The 17,682-nt window shown below is 70.8% G+C and carries 17 protein-coding genes; 4 read left to right on the top strand and 13 right to left on the bottom strand.

From position 1 onward, the window contains the following. Window positions 1–10: 10 nt before the first annotated feature. From Nocox_RS05210 to Nocox_RS05195, 4 genes are read right to left on the bottom strand one after another with little or no spacing between them, the layout of a single operon-like run. Entirely contained in the window at window positions 11–637 is a 627-nt protein-coding gene (locus Nocox_RS05210) for a PH domain-containing protein (protein ID WP_020543704.1), read from the bottom strand. Next, a complete protein-coding gene (locus Nocox_RS05205) occupies window positions 634–1,707 on the bottom strand; it encodes an adenosine deaminase (RefSeq protein WP_026214427.1) in 1,074 nt (357 codons plus the stop codon). Before Nocox_RS05205 ends, Nocox_RS05210 begins: the two co-directional genes overlap by 4 nt. A 24-nt stretch (window positions 1,708–1,731) precedes the next feature. Beyond that, window positions 1,732–2,082 carry a cupin domain-containing protein gene (locus Nocox_RS05200; RefSeq protein WP_020543702.1) on the bottom strand — a complete coding sequence of 117 codons (351 nt, stop codon included), beginning with the start codon at window positions 2,080–2,082 and terminating at the stop codon, window positions 1,732–1,734. 4 nt (window positions 2,083–2,086) lie between these two features. Beyond that, complete coding sequence (locus tag Nocox_RS05195) at window positions 2,087–2,701, bottom strand: AMIN-like domain-containing (lipo)protein (RefSeq protein WP_020543701.1); 615 nt, start codon at window positions 2,699–2,701, stop codon at window positions 2,087–2,089. A gap of 174 nt (window positions 2,702–2,875) precedes the next feature. On the opposite strand from Nocox_RS05195, the gene Nocox_RS05190 reads away from it, so the two are divergent. Next, on the top strand, window positions 2,876–3,271 hold the full coding sequence (locus tag Nocox_RS05190) for a MarR family winged helix-turn-helix transcriptional regulator (RefSeq protein ID WP_020543700.1): 396 nt from the start codon (window positions 2,876–2,878) through the stop codon (window positions 3,269–3,271). 16 nt (window positions 3,272–3,287) lie between these two features. Here the strand turns inward: Nocox_RS05190 and Nocox_RS05185 are convergent, their stop codons facing one another. The 6 genes from Nocox_RS05185 to Nocox_RS05160 all read right to left on the bottom strand — a co-directional run bounded on the left by Nocox_RS05185 (window position 3,288) and on the right by Nocox_RS05160 (window position 10,082). Further along, window positions 3,288–4,568, bottom strand: coding sequence for a thymidine phosphorylase (locus tag Nocox_RS05185; protein ID WP_020543699.1), 1,281 nt, complete (start codon window positions 4,566–4,568; stop codon window positions 3,288–3,290). Beyond that, window positions 4,568–4,918, bottom strand: a complete 351-nt coding sequence (locus Nocox_RS05180) for a cytidine deaminase (protein WP_051112584.1) — start codon at window positions 4,916–4,918, stop codon at window positions 4,568–4,570. Before Nocox_RS05180 ends, Nocox_RS05185 begins: the two co-directional genes overlap by 1 nt. Before the next feature lie 47 nt (window positions 4,919–4,965). After that, window positions 4,966–6,246 carry an ABC transporter permease gene (locus tag Nocox_RS05175; protein ID WP_020543697.1) on the bottom strand — a complete coding sequence of 427 codons (1,281 nt, stop codon included), beginning with the start codon at window positions 6,244–6,246 and terminating at the stop codon, window positions 4,966–4,968. After that, complete coding sequence (locus Nocox_RS05170; RefSeq protein ID WP_020543696.1) at window positions 6,243–7,385, bottom strand: ABC transporter permease; 1,143 nt, start codon at window positions 7,383–7,385, stop codon at window positions 6,243–6,245. The genes Nocox_RS05175 and Nocox_RS05170 overlap by 4 nt, the downstream gene beginning before the upstream one ends. Continuing rightward, window positions 7,385–8,929, bottom strand: coding sequence for an ABC transporter ATP-binding protein (locus Nocox_RS05165; RefSeq protein WP_020543695.1), 1,545 nt, complete (start codon window positions 8,927–8,929; stop codon window positions 7,385–7,387). The genes Nocox_RS05170 and Nocox_RS05165 overlap by 1 nt, the downstream gene beginning before the upstream one ends. A gap of 82 nt (window positions 8,930–9,011) precedes the next feature. Further along, window positions 9,012–10,082, bottom strand: coding sequence for a BMP family lipoprotein (locus Nocox_RS05160; RefSeq protein WP_020543694.1), 1,071 nt, complete (start codon window positions 10,080–10,082; stop codon window positions 9,012–9,014). A gap of 259 nt (window positions 10,083–10,341) precedes the next feature. Between Nocox_RS05160 and Nocox_RS05155 the strand changes: the two genes are divergently transcribed. Continuing rightward, entirely contained in the window at window positions 10,342–12,222 is a 1,881-nt protein-coding gene (locus tag Nocox_RS05155) for a Xaa-Pro dipeptidyl-peptidase (protein ID WP_020543693.1), read from the top strand. Here Nocox_RS05155 and Nocox_RS05150 read toward each other — a convergent pair. Beyond that, entirely contained in the window at window positions 12,203–13,429 is a 1,227-nt protein-coding gene (locus Nocox_RS05150) for a M20 family metallopeptidase (protein WP_020543692.1), read from the bottom strand. The two genes, Nocox_RS05155 and Nocox_RS05150, sit on opposite strands and share 20 nt — an antisense overlap. 540 nt (window positions 13,430–13,969) lie before the next feature. On the opposite strand from Nocox_RS05150, the gene Nocox_RS05145 reads away from it, so the two are divergent. Further along, complete coding sequence (locus tag Nocox_RS05145; protein WP_020543691.1) at window positions 13,970–15,322, top strand: peptide ligase PGM1-related protein; 1,353 nt, start codon at window positions 13,970–13,972, stop codon at window positions 15,320–15,322. On the opposite strand, the gene Nocox_RS05140 is transcribed toward Nocox_RS05145, so the two are convergent. Continuing rightward, the gene (locus tag Nocox_RS05140) at window positions 15,309–15,503 is read right to left on the bottom strand and encodes an SCO4848 family membrane protein (protein WP_246649742.1); all 195 of its coding nucleotides are present in this window, start codon (window positions 15,501–15,503) and stop codon (window positions 15,309–15,311) included. The genes Nocox_RS05145 and Nocox_RS05140 overlap by 14 nt on opposite strands. A gap of 84 nt (window positions 15,504–15,587) precedes the next feature. Here Nocox_RS05140 and Nocox_RS05135 point away from each other — a divergent pair, with 84 nt between their 5' ends. Next, window positions 15,588–16,715 (top strand): D-alanyl-D-alanine carboxypeptidase family protein, encoded by a 1,128-nt coding sequence (locus Nocox_RS05135; RefSeq protein WP_020543689.1) that lies wholly within the window; start codon window positions 15,588–15,590, stop codon window positions 16,713–16,715. Here the strand turns inward: Nocox_RS05135 and Nocox_RS05130 are convergent. Next, window positions 16,704–17,648 carry a YihY/virulence factor BrkB family protein gene (locus Nocox_RS05130; protein ID WP_033409314.1) on the bottom strand — a complete coding sequence of 315 codons (945 nt, stop codon included), beginning with the start codon at window positions 17,646–17,648 and terminating at the stop codon, window positions 16,704–16,706. The two genes, Nocox_RS05135 and Nocox_RS05130, sit on opposite strands and share 12 nt — an antisense overlap. Between the last annotated feature and the right edge of the window lie 34 nt (window positions 17,649–17,682).

Genomic DNA, 17,682 nt, shown 5'->3' with positions numbered 1-17,682 from the left:
GCTCAGGGGCTCAGGGGACGACGATCGCGGCGACCACCAGTGCGAGGGCCACGACCCCCGCCGCGATGACGTCGTAGGCCCACGCGGTGCGGACCTGGACCTGCGGCTGCTCGCCGGTGCGGCGCCGGGCCGCCTCGGCGCGCTCGCGGATCTGGTCGCCCACCCAGTCGGCGTGCGTCCGGCCGGCCAGCGCCTCCTGCGCCGCCTGCTCGGCCCGGCTCACCGTCGGCTCGGTCGCGAACCGGCCCCGCCGCCGCTGGCTCGGCATGCCGCGCCGCTGGGCCTTGGCCCGCTCCCTGGCGCTGCTCATCGGCGTCCACAGGCGCAGCACGCCGCCGTCGCCGCCGCTGTGGTGGACGCTGATGGCGTGGGAGACGGTGACGTCGTCGATCGCCGCCCACGGCACGCGGGTGGTGCGCAGCGGGTTGCGGCCCACCAGCTCGTGCTCGGTGAGCACGGTGGCGGGCCGCAGCGCGACGACGTAGACGACGACCGTCAGCACCGCCAGCACGGCGAGCGCCACCATCGACGCCTTGCCGGTGTACTTGCTGATCAGGTCGTAGACGTTGAAGGCGACGAACGCCAGCCAGAACCACGCCATCACGAACGCGGACCTGGAGCGGTAGGTCTGCTTCACGGCTGCCACTTGAGCTGCGCGAACCCCGGCTTGATGCGCCCGTTGATGAGCGCCAGCCGCTCGTCGAACGGCAGGAACGCCGACTTCATCGCGTTGACCGTGAACCACTGCAGGTCGTCCCAGCCGTAGCCGAACGCCTCCACCAGCTTGGCGAACTCCAGCGACAGGCTGGTGCGGCTCATCAGCCGGTTGTCGGTGTTGACCGTGACCCGGAAGTGCAGCCGCCGCAGCAGCCCGATCGGGTGCTCGGCGATGGACGCGGCGGCCCCGGTCTGCAGGTTGGACGTGGGGCACATCTCGAGCGGGATGCGCTTGTCGCGGACGTAGGCCGCCAGCCGCCCGAGCTTGGCCGCGCCGTCGTCGCCGACCGCGATGTCGTCGATGATGCGCACGCCGTGGCCGAGCCGGTCGGCGCCGCACCACTGGATGGCCTGCCAGATCGACGGCAGCCCGAACGCCTCGCCCGCGTGGATGGTGAAGTGGGCGTTCTCCCGCTGGAGGTATTCGAAGGCGTCGAGGTGCCGGGTGGGCGGGTAGCCGGCCTCGGCCCCGGCGATGTCGAAGCCCACCACGCCCACGTCGCGGTAGCGCACGGCGAGCTCGGCGATCTCCATGGACCTGGCCTGGTGGCGCATCGCGGTCAGCAGGGTGCCGACCCTGATGCCGCGGCCGGCCGAGCCCTGCGCGAAGCCTTCGAGCACCGCCTCCACCACCTGGTCGAGGCTCAGCCCCGTGCTGGTGTGCTGCTCGGGCGCGAAGCGCACCTCGGCGTAGACGACGCCGTCGGCGGCGAGGTCCTCGGCGCACTCGGCGGCCACCCGCGCCAGCGACTCGCGCGTCTGCATGACGCCCACCGTGTGGTCGAACGTCTCCAGGTAGCGGACGAGCGAGCCCGAGTCCGCGGCTTCCTCGAACCACTGCCGCAGGTTGTCGGAATCGGTCGTGGGCAGCCGGTCGTAACCGGACTCCCGGGCCAGCTCGACGATCGTCTCGGCGCGGAGCCCGCCGTCGAGATGATCGTGCAGCAGCACTTTGGGAGCCCGCTGGATCTCGTCAAGCTGAGGACTCATCCGGCCATGATATGACCAGCGGCGTCAGTCGCGGCCAGCGCTGTCGGGCGAGAACGCGGGCAGGCACACGGCGACGTATTCCGCCCCTTCCGGGCCGGCGCTGTAGCGGATCCGCTCGCCCGGCTCGGTGACCACCGACTGCCCGGCGGCGACCTCCGTCCGGCCGCCGTCGTGCTCGACGATCACCGTGCCGCGCAGGACGAGGGTGTACTCGGCGAACGACGGCGTCTGCGGCGGCTCCTCCCAGCCGGGCGGGGCGGTCATGTGGGCGATGGAGACCGCCTCGTCGCCGCTGTTGACGCGGCCGACGTGCTCGTCGATGAGCTTGCCGCCGGGGACGGGGATGCGGGCCGGGCCCTCGATCTTTCTCACCACGGGGTCAGTGTGCCACGTCGAGCACCAGCCGGTTCGGCCCGCCCTGCTCCTGGATCTGGAAGGCCGCCTGCCTGGCCAGCACCAGGCCGACGCCGACGCGGCCCTCGAAGTCGCCGGTCCGTACGACGTCGGTGAGGTTGCCGAGGTCGGCCGGGTAGACCGGGCCGCCCTTCCAGGTGGGGACGCCGTTCTCGTCGTGGGCGTGCGCGGGGAAGAGCGTGACCTGGAGATAGGCACCGCCGCGCACGTCGATCGGGCGGCCCGAGCCGTCCTGCACGAACTCGTCCACCCATTTGACGTTGTAGCCGGGCACGTCGCCGTCGAGGTCGATCACGACCCGGTCGTAGGTGTCGTGGGCGGCGTAGCGCACGGAGGTCACGACGGCCGGGTCCATGCCGCCCCGGTCGACGTCCACCTCGCTGGTGCTGGTCGGGGTGTCGGCGCCGCCGGAGGCCGTGGGGTCGTCCGACGGGCCCTCGGAGACGGGCGGGCCGCCGGGGAAGGCGGTCTGGGTCGCCGGGCCGCACGCCGTGAGCAGGACGAGCGCGGCGAGGCCGGCGAGCTGGACGGCGACGCGGAGACGCGACGGCCGGACGCCGGACGGGGATGACGGTCGCATGCCCGGTAGATGCCCACCGCACGCTGCCGCAAGCGGCGTTTCCGCTGATCGGAGGGTGTTTTTCCGGGCCCATCCAGGCCCCTGGATCCGTCTTTATGACGCCTTGTCCGAACATCCAATGCACATGCATTAGATGCCATTGCATGATTTTCTGCCGGGTGGTACTCTCCGCGCATGGACGAGCAAGTCGTGGTCGGCACCTGGCACTACGTCCTGGCCATGCACTCCAAGGCCATGTGCGCGCTGGAGCGCGAGCTGGGCGACCGGCACGGGCTGGGGCCGAGCGAGTTCGAGGTGCTCGACCGGATCGTCCACCACGACCGCAAGCTCCGGCTCCAGGAGCTCTGCGACGAGGTGCACCTGAGCCAGAGCGCGCTCTCGCGGGTGGTGGCCCGGCTGGAGAAGGCCGGGCTGGTCTCGCGCGACGCCTGCAGCTCCGACCGGCGCGGCGTCTTCGTGTGCATCACGCCGGAAGGACGCGCGCGCCACGCGCAGGCGCTGCCGACGCAGCGCGCCGTCCTCCAGGAGGTCTTCGCCGAGGCCCCGGCCCTCCCCGCCCTGGTCCGCTGACCGCAGCCGCGACGGCCTATCCGGCGGTGACGCGGTCGATGACCAGGGGAAGGTGGTCCGCGGCGGCGTCGCTCACCGCGTAGCCGCCGTCCAGCGCCTCCAGGGCGCGCTCGAAGCGGGACGTCTCGTCGGCGTGCAGGGTCAGCAGCGGCTGACCGGCCCGCACGGGGTCGCCGGGCTTGGCGTGCAGGGTGACGCCCGCGCCGAACGACACCGGGTCCTCCTTGCGGGCCCGTCCGGCTCCGAGCCGCCAGGCGGCCAGGCCCACCGCGTAGGCGTCCAGCCGGCTCAGCACCCCGGAGGCGGGCGCCTCCACCGTCAGCGTCTCGGCCGCGCGCGGCAGCGCCGCGTCCGGGTCGCCGCCCTGGGCGGCGATCATCCGCCGCCAGGCGTCCATGGCCGAGCCGTCCTGGAGCGCCTTCGCCGGGTCCTTGGCCCCGGACACCCCTGCGGCCTCCAGCATCTCCCGCGCCAGCCGCACGGTCAGCTCCACCACGTCCTCGGGCCCGCCACCGGCCAGCACCTCGACGGACTCCTCGACCTCCAGCGCGTTGCCCACCGCCCGCCCGAGCGGCCGGTCCATGGCGGTCAGCAGGGCGACCGTGCGGACCCCCGCGTCGGTGCCGAGCGCGACCATGGTCTCGGCCAGCTCGCGCGCGGTCGTGACGTCCTTCATGAACGCCCCCGAGCCCACCTTGACGTCGAGCACCAGCGAGCCCGTGCCCTCAGCGATCTTCTTCGACATGATCGACGAGGCGATGAGCGGGATGGACTCGACGGTGCCGGTGACGTCGCGCAGCGCGTACAGCTTCTTGTCGGCCGGGGCCAGCCCCGACCCGGCCGCGCACACGACCGCGCCCGCCGTGCGCAGCACGTCCAGCATCTCGTCGTTGGAGAGCGAGGCCCGCCAGCCGGGGACGGACTCCAGCTTGTCGAGCGTGCCCCCGGTGTGGCCGAGGCCGCGCCCGGACAGCTGCGGCACGTACGCCCCGCAGGCCGCCACGAGCGGCGCCAGCGGCAGCGTGATCTTGTCGCCGACGCCGCCGGTGGAGTGCTTGTCGGCGGTCGGCCGGTCCAGCGCCGACCAGTCCATGCGCTCGCCTGAGCGGATCATGGCCTGCGTCCAGTCGGCGATCTCCCGCCGGTTCATGCCGTTGAGCAGGATGGCCATGGCCAGCGCCGACATCTGCTCGTCGGCCACGTCGCCGCGCGTGTAGGCGGCGATCACCCAGTCGATCTGGGCCGTGCTCAGCTCGCCGCGGTCGCGCTTGGCGCGGATGACCTCGATGGCGTCCATCACGAGCTCCGGCTGAGGTCCTGCGGCCCGAACGCGTACGGCAGGATCTCCGTCATCGCCTTGGGGCCGTCCACGGTCTCGACCAGCAGGTCGTCGCCGCCGAACTCGTAGAGGAGCTGGCGGCAGCGCCCGCACGGCATCAGCAGCTCGCCGTGGCCGTCCACGCAGGTGAAGGCCACGAGCCGGCCGCCGCCGGTGCGCTGCAGCTCCGACACGAGCCCGCACTCGGCGCACAGGCCGAGGCCGTAGGAGGCGTTCTCGACGTTGCAGCCGGTGACGATCCGCCCGTCGTCGACGAGGGCGGCCGCCCCCACCGGGAACTTCGAGTACGGCGCGTACGCGTGCCGCATGGCCTCGGCCGCCGCCTCACGCAGCGGCTCCCATTCGATGTGCCCGCTCAATGCTGTTCCCCCCGGCGATAGCGCACGCCGTCGGCCTTGGGCATCCGCAGCCGCTGCGAAGCCACCAGCAGCACGAGCAGCGTGAGCACGTGTGGTGTGATGAAGACGAACTCGTTCGGCAGCTCATCGACGGTGAGCCAGAGCCAGAACAGCACGACCATACCGAGGGCGGCGGCCGCCATCAGCGTGTACTGCCGCGCGCCGCGGGCCGCCGGCTCGGCGCCCGGCCCGGCCGTCAGCAGGCTGCGGGCCCGCATGACCAGGTAGGCGAGCAGCAGCACCGCGCCGAACAGGAAGAACGAGGTGACGGCCTTCTGGTCGCGCAGTTGCAGGCCGTCGGCGTAGCCGAACAACGCCGCGCCGGCCGCGAGGCCGCCGGGCCGCCAGTTGCCGAAGATCATGGCGGCCAGGCCGATGAAGCCGCGCCCGGCCGTCTGGCCCTCGACGTACTTGGTGGAGACGAAGACCAGGAACACGCCGCCGAGCCCGGCGAAGGCGCCGGAGACGACGACCGCGATGTACTTGGTCAGGTAGACGTTGACGCCCAGCGACTCGGCCGCCCACGGGTTCTCGCCCGCCGAGCGCAGCCGCAGGCCGAAGGCGGTGTGCCAGAGCACGAAGTACGTCAGCGGCAGCAGCAGCACCGCCAGCAGCACCAGGATGTTGACGTTGTGCGTGAGGCCGCGCAGGATCCCCGCCAGGTCGGACAGCAGGAACCAGTGCGTGCTCTCCAGCTTGCCGAGCAGGTCGGGCCCGTCGGACAGCACCGGCAGGCTGGGGCTCCACGTTGACCCGCTGATCGCGGGCGAGGTGGTGATGCCCGCGCCGGCCGAGGCCGCCGGGGTGCCCTCCTTGTAGAGCACCTCGGACAGGAAGCGGGTGGCGCCGGGGCCGAGCAGGTTGATCGCGACGCCGCTGATGATGTGGTCGACGCCGAAGGTGACGGTGGCGACGGCGTGGATGAGCCCGCCGATCGCGCCCGCGAGCAGGCCCGCGACGAGCGCGGCCACGGGGCCCCACTGGTAGCCCGCCCAGCCGGCGAACCAGGTGCCGAGCACCATCATGCCTTCGAGGCCGATGTTGACGACGCCGGCGCGTTCGGCCCACAGGCCGCCGAGCCCGGCCAGGCCGATGGGCACGGCCAGGAGCAGGGCCGCGTAGAAGGTGCCGGAGGAGGTGATGTCGTTCTGACCGGTGATGATGCGCACCAGCGACATCAGCAGCAGCAGCGCGGCGACGCCGATGAGCGTCAGGTGGTACTTGCCGACCCTGGTCATACGGTCACCTCAACCGGATTGTCCCTGCCGAGCTGCTGCGCCGCCCGGCGCTCCTCGATGCGCAGCGCCAGCCGGTTCGTGACCTCGTTGGCGATGACGACCAGCAGCACGATCACCGCCTGGATGATGGTGACCACCGACGACGGCACCCCCGCGAACTGCAGCGAGCCCTGCGCCCGGTCGAGGAAGGCGAACAGCAGCGCGGCGACCGCGATGCCGACCGGCTTGTTGCGGCCGAGCAGCGCCACGGCGATGCCGAGGAAGCCGAGACCGGCGGTGAAGTTGGAGTTGAAGGCGCCCTTGTCGCCGAGGATCTCGGGCAGGCCGATGAGCCCGGCGATGCCGCCGGACATCACCATCGCCGCGATGATCATCTTCTTGGGGTTGACGCCGGAGGCGAGGGCCGCCGGGCCGTTGAGCCCGCTGGCCTTGACGTCGAAACCGAAGCGGGTGCGCTCCAGCACGATCCAGACGATCAGGCCGAGCACGACCGCGACCAGCAGGAAGCCCTGGAGGCCGCCGCCCCGGGTGGGGGCGACCTGCCCGAACCAGTCGAAGACGAAGTTGAGGTTCGGGAACATGGCCGACTCCGGCAGCTCCGGAGTGGTCGTGGTGAGCTGCCCGGCCGCGCGCTCGCCCGCGAACGGCCCGCGCACCAGGTAGGACGTCAGGTTGATCGCGATGTAGTTGAGCATGATCGTGGCGATGACCTCGTTCACGCCTCTGGTCACCTTCATGACCGCGGGGATGAGCGCGTAGAGGCCGCCGGTGGCCGCCGCGACGATGATGATCACCGCGATCTGGATCGGCGCGGGCGCGGTGAACGTGGAGCCCACGTAGGCCGCGACGATCGCGGCGAGCCGGTACTGGCCCTCCACGCCGATGTTGAAGAGGTTCATGCGGAAGCCGACGGCCACGGCCAGGCCGGCGATGAACAGCGGCACCGCCCGGTTGAGGAAGGCCGCGATGCCGTTCGACTGGGCCCGCGCGCTGTCGCCGAAGTCGAAGAAGGCGGCGAAGGCGTCCAGCGGGCTCGCGCCCGCCGCGATGATCGCCACGCTGGAGATCGCGATGGCCAGCACGATCGCGATGACGGCGCCGGCCACGGTCAGCAGCGCCCGGTTGAGCCCCGCGGGCATCACGTCTCCTCAGTGCCGGCGATGGCGCCGGTCATGTAGCCGCCCAGCCGCTCGGGCGTGACGTCGGACGGGTCGAGCGTGGCCACGAGGCGCCCGCGGAAGATGACCCTGATGGTGTCGGACAGGCCGATCAGCTCGTCCAGGTCGGCGGAGATCAGCAGCACGGCGAGGCCGGCGGCGCGGGCGGCGCGCAGATGGTCCCAGATGGCGGCCTGCGCGCCGACGTCCACGCCGCGCGTGGGGTGCGCGGCGATGAGGAACTTCGGCTCGCTGCTCATCTCGCGGCCGACGATGAGCTTCTGCTGGTTGCCGCCGGACAGCGCGAGCGCCAGGGTGTCGACGCCCGGCGTGCGGACGTCGTACTCCTTGACGATGCGTTCGGTGTCGCTCCTGGAGGCGCGCCGGTCGATCCAGATGCCCTTCCTGGCGGGCTTCCTGGTCTGGTGGCCGAGGATGCGGTTCTCCCAGAGCGAGGCTTCGAGGAGCAGCCCCTGGCGGTGGCGGTCCTCGGGGATGTAGCCGATGCCGGCCTCGCGGCGGCGCAGCGTCGGCCAGGAGCTGACGTCCTGCTCGCCGAGCGTGATCACGCCGTGCGCGGCGCGGATGCCCATGATGGCCTCGATCAGCTCGGACTGGCCGTTGCCCTCGACGCCGGCGATGCCGAGGATCTCGCCCTCGTGGATGTCGAACGACACGTCGTCCAGCAGCAGCCGGCCGCCGGCCTCCACGGTGAGGTGCGCGACCTGGAACGCCATCCGGTCGGTCACGGTGGACTCGCGGGTCTCGGGGGTGGGCAGCTCGCTGCCGACCATCAGCTCGGCGAGCTGGCGGGCGCTGGTCACCTCGGCGCGGGGCATGGCGGCGACGGTGGTGCCGCGCCGGATCACGGTGATCGCGTCGGCGATGTCGAGCACCTCGTCGAGCTTGTGGGAGATGAAGATGACGGTCAGGCCGTCGGCCTTGAGCTCGCGCAGGTTCTGGAAGAGCTCCTCGACCTCCTGGGGCACCAGGACGGCCGTCGGCTCGTCGAGGATGAGGATGCGGGCGCCGCGGTAGAGCACCTTGAGGATCTCGACCCGCTGGCGGTCGCCGACGCCGAGGTCCTCCACGAGCCTGTCGGGGTCGACGCGCAGGCCGTGCGTCTCGGCCAACTTCGCGATGCGGGTGCGGGCCGCGCCGGTGTCGAGCAGGCCGGCCCGGGTGGGTTCGGCGCCGAGAACGATGTTCTCCAGCACGGTGAGGTTGTCGGCCAGCATGAAGTGCTGGTGCACCATGCCGATGCCGACGGCGATGGCGTCGCTCGGCGAGCGGAAGCTCACCTCTTCGCCGTTCACCTTGATGGTGCCCTCGTCCGGCTTCTGCATGCCGTACAGGATCTTCATCAGGGTGGACTTGCCCGCGCCGTTCTCCCCCACGATGGCGTGCACCGTCCCGGGTTCGACGGTGATGCGGATGTCATGGTTGGCGACGACACCGGGGAAACGCTTGGTGATGCCCTCCAGCTCTACGGCGGGTTTCGCCGTGGCCAGGGTGTCAGCACTCATTTCGCCTCTCCTAGGAGCAGGGCGGGGGTAGACAGAGGGCCCGAAGCTGACTTCGGGCCCTCGAGGTCGGTCCTGCCCAGGGTTACGGCTTGGCCGGAACCGTGATCTTGCCGTCGACGATGTCCTGCTTGGCAGCGTCGAGCTTGTCCTTGATGTCGTCGATCTCGCCGCCGGTGGTGGCGAGGCCCACGCCGTCGACCTTCAGGTCGTAGACGGTGTCGGTGCCGCCCTTGGCGCCGCCCTGGATGGCCTTGATGAACTCGAAGACGCCGACGTCCACGCGCTTCAGCATCGAGGTCATGATGACGCTCTGGAGGTCGGCTTCCTTGACCGTCTGACGCTGGTCGGAGTCGACGCCGATGGCCTTCTTCTTGGCCGCGGCCGCCGCCTGGAAGACGCCGAGGCCGGAGTCGCCGGAGGCGTGGTAGACGATGTCCGCGCCGTCCTGGTACATCTTCTCGGCCGCGAGCTTGCCCTTGTCGGGGGCCTTGAAGCCGGAGAAGTCACCGTCGGGGGTGAGGTACTTCACATCGATCTTGGCGTCCGCCTTGACCGACTTCACGCCCGCCTCGAAGCCCGCCTGGAACTTCTTGATCAGGTCGTTCTCGACGCCGCCGACGAAGCCGACGTGGCCGGCCTTCGACTTGGTCGCGGCCGCCACGCCCGCCAGGTAGGAGCCCTGCTCCTCGGCGAACAGCAGGCCGGTCACGTTCGGCGCGTTGGAGGCGGAGTCGACGACCGCGAACTGGATGTCCGGGTATTCCTCCGCGGCCTTCTTGATGTCCTCGCCGTAGGCGAAGCCCACGCCGATGATCGGGTTGTAGCCCGCGTCGGCGAGCTGACGCAGCAGGTCGCCGCGGTTGGAGCCGTCGGCCGCCGGGCTCAGCTCCTTGATCTCGGCGCCGAGGTCCGTCTTGGCCTTCTCCAGGCCCGCGTACGCCGCGTCGTTGAAGGACTTGTCACCGCGCCCGCCGACGTCGAAGGCCAGTCCGACCTTGAGCGGGCCCTTCGCCGCCTCGCTGGAGGCACCGGCGCTGCTCGGCGCCTCACTGGCCGTGGTCCCCCCACTGTCGCCGCCACAGGCGGCCGCTGCCATGAGCATGACGCCGGCCACGGAGCCGAGCGCCATCCTGTTGAATCGCTTGCCGAGCAAGGCGACTCCCTTCCATTTCCCCGCCGTCGGGTTCATCGCAGGCGCGATTAAACGTACGGCACCTGCACGGAAGATAGTTGCTTGACCAGGGCAGACCAAACCGGCACACAGGGTCGCAACCGCTCCGTTATCGACATCAAGCGCGACCGTGACCTGAGGTCGGCGCTATGGGACACGCTAGCGGGGCGGTCATGTTTTGCCCAACTTTGGCATGGATTCACCTCTTGCCTGACGGCCGATCTTGACGGAGATTCCGAGCATGCCCTCCCGTAAGGCACTGGCCGTGCCGCTGGCCGCGCTTCTCGTCGCGGCGCTGACCGGCACCACCCCAGCCCTGGCAGACACCCCCGCCATCAAGGTCGAGAACAACGCGACCCAGCCGGTCTTCTCACGGGCCGACGCCATCAAACAGACCGTGTACGTCGAGGTCGCGGGCACCGACAGCGACAGCGACGGAGCCCCCGACCGGGTCGCCGTGGACATCCTGCGGCCCAAGGAGACCGACGCCGGGCTCAAGGTCCCGGTCATCATGGAGGCCAGCCCGTACTACGCGGGCGGCAACGACGTCGCCAACCACCCCGTGGACGTGGACGAGAACGGCAACCCGCTCCCCACGCTCAAGGCCCTCGCCAACAAGCTCGCCGCCGAGCCGTTCGACAGCTACTACGACAACTACTTCCTGCCCCGCGGCTACGCCATCGCCCTGGTGGAGAACCTCGGCAGCGGCCGGGCCACCGGCTGCCCGACCTCAGGCGACCGCAACGAGACCGCAGGCCCGAAGGCCGCGATCGACTGGCTCAACGGCCGCGCCCGCGGCTTCGACGCCGAAGGGAACCCGGTCGCCGCCACCTGGTCCACCGGCAACGTCGGCATGATCGGCGTCTCCTACAACGGCACCCTGCCCAACGCCGTCGCCGCGACCGGCGTCGAGGGGCTGAAGACGATCGTCCCGATCGCCGCGATCTCCAGCTGGTACGACTACTACCGCGCCAACGGCGGCGTCCTCGCCCCCGGCGGCTTCCAGGGCGAGGACCTGGACGTGCTCGCCAAGTACGTCCTGACCAGGGAGAACGGCCAGGAGGCGTGCGGCGGGCTGATCGACTCCATCACCGCGGGCCAGGACCGGATCACCGGCGACTACAGCCCGCTCTGGGACGCCCGCAACTACCTGAACGACGTGAACAAGGTCAAGGCCAGCGTCTTCGTCGTGCACGGGCTGAACGACTGGAACGTCAAGACCAAGCAGTTCGCCCAATGGTGGTACGCCCTGGCCAAGCGGCACGTGCCGCGCAAGATCTGGCTGCACCAGGGCACGCACATGAACCCGTTCTCGCTGCGCACCGCCGAGTGGCTGCGCCAGCTCCACGGCTGGTTCGACTATTGGCTGCACGGCATCGACTCGGGCATCATGCGCGAGCCGCAGGCCGACGTCGAGAGCGGCCCCGGCCAGTGGGGGCGGCACGCCTCGTGGCCGCTGCCCGGCACCGCGGCCGTCCCGCTCCACCTGGGCTCCGGCGGGCGGCTCGGCCTGCTGCCGCGGCCGCTGTCGCCGCGCGAGACGTTCACCGACCAGAAGACCAGGACCGCCGAGCAGCTCGTGGAGGCCACCGGAGCGGATCCGAACCGGCTCGCGTACACGACCGGGGAGCTGCCGGCCGACGTGCGGATCTCGGGGACGCCGACGGTGTCGGTGCGGGCCTCGGTCAGGGACGGCTCGTCGCCGTACCTGACGGCGCTGCTCGTCGACCACGGCGCCGACGTCCGGGCCAACGGCACCCTGGTGCCGACCGGCGAGACGCTGTGTTACGGCCAGGGCATTCCCGGCGACACGGGCTGCACGGCGTTGCGGACGCTCGGCACGGCCACGACGCCGTACAAGATCATCACCCGGGGCTGGCTGGACGTCCGCAACCGCGACCGGGCGGACCGCACCAAGCCGCTGCGGGCGGGGAAGGAGTACGACTTCACCTGGGACTTCCAGCCGACGGACTATGTGGTCAAGAAGGGCCACCGGCTGAGCCTGGTGATCATGTCCACCGACTACGACTACACCCTGCGCTACCCGCCGGGCACGAGGTTCACCGTCGCGCCCGGCCGGTCGTCGCTGAAGCTGCCGGTGGTCACGCCAGCGCGCTGGTGACCGTCGAGTCGAGCGGCCCGACCTCCCACAGGGCGGTGAAGGCGGTGGCGGCCATGACGCGCACGCCCATGGCGATCGCCTGCTCGTCCACGTCGAAGGCGCCCTGGTGGATGTCGTAGGTGACGCCGTCGGGCGAGCGGGTGCCGAGGCGCGCGAACGCGCCGGGGACCGACTCGAGGTACCAGGCGAAGTCCTCGCCGCCGAGCGACTGCTGGGTCGGGACCACCGCGCCCGCGCCCAGCACACGCTCGGCGGCCTCGCCCAGCATCTCGACGCTGACCTCGTCGTTGACGACCGGCGGCACGCCGCGGGTGTAGTCCATCGTGGCCTCGACGCCGTAGGCGCTCGCGACCGACTCCAGCAGCGACTTGATCAGGTCGGGGGCGGCGTGCCAGGCCTCCTCGTCGAGGCAGCGCACGGTGCCCTCGGCCACGCCGTCGTCGGGGATCGCGTTGGCGGCCGAGCCGGCCTCGACGCGGCCCCAGACGAGGCTGAGCGAGGAGCGCGGGTCGACCCGGCGCGACAGCGCGGCGGGCAGCTCGGTGAGGATCTTGGCGAGCGCGAAGACGAGGTCGGCGGTCAGGTGGGGGCGGGCGGTGTGGCCGCCGGGGCCGGAGACCCGGACGGTCAGGCGGTCGCAGGCGGAGGTGATCGGGCCCACCCGCAGGCCGAGCTGGCCGACGTCCACCCGCGGGTCGCAGTGCAGGCCGAAGATGCGGTCGACGCCGCTGATGCCGCCGTGCGCCATGACCTCCAGCGCGCCGCCCGGGGCCTCCTCGGCCGGCTGGAAGATCAGCCGGACCCGGCCGGGCAGGAGGCCGGCCGCGGCCTGCTGGGCGAGGAAGAGCGAGGTGCCGAGCAGCACGGTCGTGTGCACGTCGTGGCCGCAGGCGTGGCAGACCCCGGCCACGGTCGAGCGGTAGGGCACGTCCTTCTCGTCCTGCAGCGGCAGCGCGTCGATGTCGGCGCGCAGGGCGACCGTGGGGCCGTCGCCGCTGCCGACGTCGCAGATCAGGCCGGTGCCCTTGGGCAGCACCCGCGGGTTCAGCCCGGCGGCGGTGAGCCGCTCGGCGATGCGCTGTGTCGTGCGATATTCGGCGAAGGCCAGCTCGGGGTGCATGTGGAGGTCGCGGCGGAACGCCACGAGATCCTGCTCGCTCTCGGCCAGGAACGCGTCGAGTTCGCCTCGAAGCTCACGTCCCCGCATATGTCACCACTCCGTCCCAATGCCGCGCGCCCTGAATCACTGAAGTCAGCGCGGCTAGTGCGCTGTCGTACTCGTCATCCCGCCGTGGGCCGCCTCGGTCGAGCGGCCGACTCGGCGAATCAAAAAACACACCCGCTGGTTCGGGTGCGAGAGATCGTCGGCATGGGCTTGCGTGCGTCGGTCGCGGGTGCCGCTGTCCAGCCAGGGAGCACAGCGGTCGGCCGTGAGCCCGATGGCGATGCCTTCGACTCTATCGCTCGTGCGCGGTTTCGCGCCGACAGATACACCAAAAGTTAGCCGACTGCAGGTCCGTAACCCCTGCCGTTCACCTTACGTGATGTTCCGTCTGGTCCGGAAATAGTCACAAGGGATCAGTAGATGGTGACCCGTCGTCGCTCCTCCCAAACGTGGTGAGCGATTCCGAATCCTGTCACCTTCTGTCATGGTCATCACACTTCGCCGCTGGCTGTTTTAGGGGCAAATCGGTGTTTCACTCGCAATATGATCACTACTATCCCGTTCGGGGAGAAGTATGCTGGGTTGAGCATCTTCGAGCCGAGTGAGGGGACCCTGGTGGTCGTACCCTCGCTCTCCCTCCCCCAGGACGAGCTCCGCCGCATCAAGGCGGCCAGGTCCTACGAGGAGCGCCTGCTCTTCCTCCTGCTGACGCTCCGCGAACCCGGGGTAAAGGTGGTCTACCTCTCCTCCGCGCCCATCGATCCCGGCATCGTCGACTACTACTTCTCGTTCCTGCCCGACCCGGACGACGCCGCCAAACGGCTCACGCTGATCACGCTCGACGACCCCTGGTCCCAGCCGCTGACCAGGACCCTGCTCGGCCGTCCCGACGTGCTGGAGCAGCTGCGGTCGGCGATCGACGGCGACGCCTGGCTGGTGCCGTTCGTGCTGAGCGAGCTGGAGGAGGAGCTCGCCTCGTCACTCAACGTCCCCATCTACGGTCCGGCCACCTCCTTCGCCCACTACGGCTCCAAGAGCGGCGCCCGCGAGATCGGCCACGAGGCCGGCGTGCCCATGGCGCGCGGCTTCGGCGACCTGCGGACGCCGCTGGAGATCGAGGAGGCCATCGAGGCCCTGCCGGGCGAGCGGGTGATCGTCAAGCTCAACGACGCCTACTCGGGGCTGGGCAACGCCATCGTCACCAAGACCGACCGGTCGCGGATCGACTTCTCGGCCGGCGACGAGACCTGGGAGACCTTCTCCACCAAGATCGGCGACCGGGGCGCGGTGGTGGAGGAGTACATCGAGCACCGGCCGCTGTACTACCCGAGCGCCCTGGCGGCCATCTCGCCGGGCGGCCAGGCCCGGGTGCTGGCCACGCACGACCAGGTGCTCGGCGGCGACAGCGGCCAGGTCTACCAGGGCTGCACGTTCCCCGCGGCGTCCGAGTACCGCGCCGAGGTGGGCGCCTCGGCCGAGCGCATCGCGCGGATCCTGGCCGAGCGCGGCGTGGTGGGCGTGTTCGGCATGGACTTCTTCGCGCTCAAGGCCGACGCCGGGTACGCGGCGCTGCTGTGCGAGATCAACCTGCGCATCGGCGGCACCACGCACCCGTACGGCGCCGTCACGCTGACCACCGGCGCCGTCTACGACCAGGACACCGGCCTGCTCATGGCCGGCGACCAGCCGAAGTTCTACACCGCGACCGACAACTACGCCGCCGGCTGCCTGCGCGGCCGCACGCCGGGCGAGGTCATGCGCACGGCCGAGCGCCTCGGCCTCGGCTTCGACCACGAACGCCGCACCGGCAACGTCTTCCACCTGCTCGGCGCCATCCCCGAGCACGGCAAGCTGGGCTTCACCTCGATCGGCGACTCCAGGAGGGAGGCGGACGAGCTGCACGCGCTCACCCGGCGTCTCCTCAGCGCACTCTGAGCGCGCGGACCCCGAGGAACATCAGGACCAGGCCGAGCACGATGTTGACCGCGATCAGGACGCCGTGGACCACGTAGAAGCTCGTGGCGTGCCCGTCGGCCAGGTTGTAGCCCAGGTTGATCCATTCAAAGATCATGAACGCGCCGAGAGCGACGAGGAACGCGGCGATCTTTCGTGACATGACCATCTCTCTAGTATCGAAGGTGGATCATCGGGGGATGTGTCGCCACATGGGCATTCATCCAGGGCTACGCTGAGACCCGCCATGTGGACCAAAACCGTACTGATCACGGCGTTCGTCACCTCGGTCTCGCTCACCGGCGGGACCGCGTACGCCGCCCCGGCCACCCCCGTGGGCGGCCCGGCGCTGGGCAGCCGTGGCCTGGTCGCCCCCGAGGGCGTCAAGAAGCCGCCCAAGACCAAGGCTACGTCGTACGTCATAGCGGACGTGGACACGGGCCAGGTGCTCGCCGCCAAGGACGCCCACGGGCGCTACCTGCCCGCCAGCACCCTGAAGACGCTGACCGCGCTCACCCTGATCCCGAAGCTCGACAAGAACCTCAGGATCCGGCCCAGCCAGAACGCCTGCAACCAGGAGGGCAGCGCGGTCGGGCTCACGCCGAAGGCCACGTACAGGGTCGATGACCTGTTCAAGGGCCTGATGATGACCTCGGGCAACGACGCGGCCATGGCACTCGCCGAGGTCAACGGCGGCCTCGCCAAGACCATGCGGGAGATGAACGAGGAGGCGAAGCGGCTGCAGGCGAACGACACCGTCGCCAAGACGCCGAGCGGCCTCGACAAGCCCGGCCAGAGCAGCTCGGCCTACGACCTGGCGCTCATCGCCCGCGCCGGTCTCGCCAACCGCGACTTCCTCCGCTACATCAGCACGAAGACGGCGAACTTCCCCGCCCCGAAGGGCAAGACGTACCAGATCAGCAACCACAACAAGCTGCTCTGGCGCTACCAGGGCATGATCGGCGTCAAGAACGGCTGGACCTCGAAGGCCCTCGGCAGCTTCGTCGGCGCGGCCACCCGCGGCGGCCACACCATCATGGTGAGCGTCATGCGCCACGAGGGTTACTTCTGGGAGGAGGTCGGTCAGCTCCTGGACTGGGGCTTCTCGGTGCGGGGCAAGGTGACCCCGGTCGGGCAGCTCGTGGACCCGCTGCCCGCGGCGCAGGCGGCCGCGCCGCAGGCGCGGGCCTCCGGCGGCCCGGTCACCCAGGTGACGCCCGCCCGGCAGCCGCCGCTGCTGGACACCGCCGCCCAGAAGCAGACCGACCAGACCAAGGCCGTCGGGGCGGCGGTGATCGGCGGCGGGCTGCTGTTCGGGATCGTCTGGCTCGCGTACGGGATCCGCCGCCGGCGCCGCGCCGGCTCACGTCCCTGAGTCGTCCGGGACGATCGGCTGGGGCACCGGCGTGGGCGCGGGCGGCGGGCAGTAGCCGGCCGTGGCCGTCCACGCGGCCACGTGCAGGACGAGCCGGGCCGAGAAGTTGATCCAGACGAGCAGGCCCACGATCACCGCGAACGCGCCGTAGACCGGGTTGCCGAGCGTCGTGGCGAGCAGCAGCGTGGCGAGCTGCTTGAGCACGCCGAACCCGATCGCGCCGATCAGCGCCCCCTTGGCGATCACCTTGAACGGCTGGACCGGCTTGGCCACCCAGCCGAGCAGGATGACGAACAGCGCCCAGTCGGCGGCGAGCCCGGCGACCACGCCCGCCACCCGCAGCCCCAAGGTGGCCAGGGCGGACTCGCTGCCGAAGACGAGGTGCAGGACCTTGTCGGTCGCGCTGGTGGCGAACCCGCCGACCAGCACGGACGTGATCATGGTGATCCCGATCAGCAGGAGCGAGGACAGGTCGCGCAGCTTGCCGAGGAAGAAGTTGAGCGGTGGCTGGGTGGTCATGTAGATCTCGCGCAGCGCCCCGCGCAGGGCGTCCAGCGCGCCGAGCCCGGCGTAGAGGAGGCCGAGCAGGCCGATGACGCCGGCGGTCGCCTTGGCCTCGGCGATGGCCTTGAGGTTGAGCTGGTCGGCGATGCCGGGCAGCCGCTCGGTGATGGCCGACTCCAGGGCCTGCCTGGTGGTCTCGCTGGCGGCCACCATGTAGCCCAGCACCGCGTACGCCAGCGCCACCAGCGGGAAGAACGACAGGAACGCGAAGTAGGTGACCGCGCCCGCCAGCCGGTCGCCGTTCTGGCCCTGGTAGCGCCGCACGCCCCGGATGAGGTGGTCGAGCGAGAGCCTGCGCACCCGCCAGTGGTCGACCGTCCGGCGCCCCCAGGCCCGGACCGCCACGACGCGCCGCCACAGACTCGCCATCCACGCCTCCGGCCTCACCAGGTTGTGGTGGAGC

This window comes from Nonomuraea coxensis DSM 45129 (genome assembly GCF_019397265.1).
Lineage (GTDB): Bacteria > Actinomycetota > Actinomycetes > Streptosporangiales > Streptosporangiaceae > Nonomuraea > Nonomuraea coxensis.
Note: the sequence above shows the minus strand (reverse complement) of the source record. Positions and strands in the feature narration are given on the sequence as shown.